This window comes from Enterobacter sp. 01-M-02-SI-ECC, assembly GCF_047530595.1.
GTDB classification, from domain to species: domain Bacteria; phylum Pseudomonadota; class Gammaproteobacteria; order Enterobacterales; family Enterobacteriaceae; genus Enterobacter; species Enterobacter cloacae_M.
In genome coordinates this window covers 1-3,478 of the sequence record NZ_JBLKCZ010000066.1, presented here as the reverse complement: position 1 = coordinate 3,478, position 3,478 = coordinate 1, and the positions used below count along the sequence as shown (strand labels likewise).

Below are 3,478 nucleotides of genomic sequence, written 5' to 3'. Positions count from 1 at the left end.
TTGTTGGGTTTCTCATCGTGAGTTACCGGTTCAATATTCCAGACAGACTCGCGGTTCATTTAAGCATCCATGCCCGCCCTGAACTCCGGGCACACTATAGGTCACATCACCGCACCACACCTGATTTGGTTCCGTTACGGCGAACTGTCGCTCAAGATGATTCGGGATAGCAACGTGCTCATGACCGCCACGCTTATACCGGTGAGTCGGCTGCTGGCAACTGACCAGCCCCAGCTCTTTCATGAGTCTGCCAGCAAGCCAGCGCCCCATCTGGTAACCTCTCTGGGTTGCCATTGTGGCGATGCTTCTTGCTCCGGCAGAGCCGTGGCTGATGCCATGCAGTTCAAGTACCTGACTGCGTAATACAGCCCGTCTGCCGTCTGGCTTTTCAGGACGGTTTTTCCAGTATTTGTAGCTGCTGCGATGAACCCCGAACACATGGCAGAGAGTGGCCACAGGATAACGCGCCCTGAGTTTCCCGATTATCGAGAACTGTTCAGGGAGTCTGACATCAAGAGCGCGGTAGCCTTTTTTAATATTTCATTTTCCATTTCAATACGTTGTAGCTTTTTCCTGAGCTCACGGATTTCAATTTGTTCCGGGGTAATGGGGGAGGCTTTTGGTGTTTTGCCCTGCCGTTCATCACGTAATTGTTTCACCCATCGCGTCATTGTGGAAAGGCCGACATCCATAGCGCTGGCTGCATCTGCCACGGTGTAGTTCTGGTCAACGACCAGTTGAGCGGATTCGCGTTTAAACTCTGCGCTGAAATTTCTTTTTTTCATTATGACACCTGTGTTGTTCTGAGGTGAGCATATCACCTCTGTTCAGGTGGCCAAATTCAGTAAACCACTTCAGACTGCGCCATTGTGATTCGGTGGTGATATGTGACAGGGACGGCGGCAGGGCCACGCCTTCGAACCAGACGCTCAGCAGAAGCTGGCGGATATTCCACATCCAGCGGGCGCGCATGGCATCCTTACGGAAGCTGATTTTCTTCCACTTCCCGTGCTCATCGATACCGCCACAGGTGACGGAGACGTGGACATGAGGGTGCCAGTTCTGCCTGATAAAAATGTCAGGGCAGGTCTGCGCGAATACGCCTCATTGTCGCTACATTTTCTCCCTGGCATATAGCGAATTTATTGCCAACGCTGCCGCTGCGGTGCGATTGTCCACACTCAGCTTTGGAAATACAATTTCAAGGTGTTTATTCACGGTTCTGGGGCTAAGGTTTAAAATATCGCCAATTTCGCGGTTTGTTTTTCCCCTGGCAATCCACAGGAGGACTTCGGCTTCTCGTTGCGTCAGCCCTAGGTTGTTTTTCAGGCGTTTCACCGCTTCGACTTCTTCATGTCCTTTGATCTCTTCAATACGTAGCAAACTTTCTCCTTCAGCGGTCCGGCGTGAAAGATAGAATTTCAGAGCGATGCCTTGCGATGAAAGATCTAAGGGTATTTTTAAACCTTCCGTATTGTTCAGCCAACCGATGATCCGGTTTACTATTTTTTTATTGGGTTCATACCCGGTATCGCTGAAGTTTTTCATCAGTTGCCATGCATTGGGCGTGGCCCAGCGTAGTTGCCCCTCTTTGCTAAAAACACATAAGGTCTGGCCAACGGAATCCATCGCGCTATAGGCACTGACCGTTAATTTTGAGTTCCGCAAGTGGGTACGCATTCTGACAACCAGCTCTTCCGTGCGTATCGGCTTAATTACGTAATCGACCACCCCGGCATCAAATGCATCAACGATATTCTGCGTATCACTCAGGCCTGTCATGAAAATAATCGGGGTATGCCGCAGCCCCGGATTTTGCCGCAGGCGCTTACTGGTTGAAAACCCATCCAGATGCGGCATTACGGCATCAAGCAGAATGATATCTGGGGTTATCTGGCTGGTTATCGAAAGGGCTTGATTACCCTCCAGAGCGACCAGAACGGTAAAACCGGCTTCATCAAGCGTGTCATTCAACATACTTACCGTGTTGATATCATCATCGACGATAAGTACCGTCGGCTTTGCTATTGCCATTTTTCTCTCCCTCCGGGCGTTCAAGACTCTCGACTATCTCTTTGAATCGAAAGCGCCTCAGCAACTCGGCAAATTTTTCGCCCTCGGCTTTGCTGATCTGGTTAGCGGAAATATGTTTGTCCAGCAGTTCACGAAACCCTCTCACATAACCCAATCTGGCCATCTCTTTTAACGACTCAATCTGGACACGGGTAAGCTGCGAGCGTGGTTCATGTATTTCCGGCTGCTTTGGCGGCTGACATTCCGTGCGCCACTGGAGATGCAATATTTCACCGATGTTCTCCAGTAGTAAAGGGAAACGCAGCGGTTTAACCAGGTAGCGAACTTCCCCTTCGCCAGTGAAATGGCGGCATTTACCCTCATCCGCTTCCGCAGAAATCATAATTACCGGCGCTAATTGTCCCTTATTACGTAACTGACGTAGCAGTTCCCACCCCGACATTTCAGGCATTGCAACATCCAGAAGAAGAAGGTCGATATGATTTTGCCGGGCTAAATGTAGCGCGACATGACCATTTTCGGCTGTTAGCAGCGTGAAGCCTATGGGCGTGAGTAAATCCATCATCAGCTGCCGATGGGATTCATCATCGTCAACTACCAGCAGGGTGTGTCGCTTGCCTGGATATCCGGTGATTACCGCAGGCTCGGCGGGTTGGTAGGCATCCCCGCTATAGCTTGGCAGCATCAGGGTGAGTTTAAACGTTGTGCCTTCGCCACGGATGCTTTCCACCTGGAGATCGCCACCCATGATATAAGTCAGAAGCCGGGTAATCGTCAGCCCAAGGCCCGTCCCGATCCGACGACTATCGCCGGATACGCGTTCGAAAGGCTTAAAGATGCGTTCCAGGTTCTCAGGGGCGATGCCGATGCCGGTATCGTGAACCGAGAAAAACGCCACCTCGCTACGATACTGGAAATCGAGGGTTACACTGCCTCTGTCCGTGAATTTAACCGCATTAGAAAGCAGATTGATAAGAATTTGCCGGAGGCGTTTCTCATCCGTCATCACCGCCTCGGGCAGCCAGTGTGGGGCGTTGTAGTGAAATGTCAGTCCTTTATCGCTGGCCTGTTGTTCAAACATGGCGACCAGTTGCTGCACCAAATCGCCAATGCGCACTTCTTCACGATATATTTCTAATTTTCCCGCTTCAATTTTCGAAATATCCAGTAATCCCTCAATTAGATTAGCCAGATGCTCGCCGCTTCTGCGCATAATACCGATACCGCGCTGCCGGGCTGGGGGGATATCATCAGCACGTTCGAGTAATTGCGCATAACCCAGCATCGCATTGAGCGGCGTTCTGAGTTCATGAGTAATGCCGGTGAGATAGCGGCTTTTGGCCTGATTAGGGAAGGTGCGAACAAGTCCCTGATATGAGATCATGTTTGTCATCAGGAGCCATGGAACAGGGTTCATCATGAGTCATCAACTTACCTTCGCCGA

The 3,478-nt window shown here is 50.7% G+C and carries 2 protein-coding genes and 2 pseudogenes; all 4 read right to left on the bottom strand.

Annotated elements, in window-relative coordinates; all coding sequences use genetic code 11:
- Positions 1-96: 96 nt before the first annotated feature.
- Positions 97-785: pseudogene (locus tag ACMWLG_RS25445) on the bottom strand (IS3-like element ISEc52 family transposase); the annotation flags it as partial.
- A gap of 70 nt (positions 786-855) precedes the next feature.
- Positions 856-1,068, bottom strand: a pseudogene (locus ACMWLG_RS25440) (transposase); the annotation flags it as partial.
- 45 nt (positions 1,069-1,113) lie between these two features.
- Positions 1,114-2,034, bottom strand: coding sequence for a response regulator (locus tag ACMWLG_RS25435; protein ID WP_004181990.1), 921 nt, complete (start codon positions 2,032-2,034; stop codon positions 1,114-1,116).
- Positions 1,997-3,454: a hybrid sensor histidine kinase/response regulator gene (locus ACMWLG_RS25430; protein ID WP_268086846.1), complete on the bottom strand. Its 1,458-nt coding sequence runs from the start codon at positions 3,452-3,454 to the stop codon at positions 1,997-1,999. Before ACMWLG_RS25430 ends, ACMWLG_RS25435 begins: the two co-directional genes overlap by 38 nt.
- Positions 3,455-3,478: the final 24 nt, after the last annotated feature.

Coding starts and splice junctions, on each gene's coding strand:
- ACMWLG_RS25435 (WP_004181990.1), bottom strand. CDS start 2,034: ATGGCAATAGCAAAGCCGACGGTACTTATCGTCGATGATGATATCAAC.
- ACMWLG_RS25430 (WP_268086846.1), bottom strand. CDS start 3,454: ATGATGAACCCTGTTCCATGGCTCCTGATGACAAACATGATCTCATAT.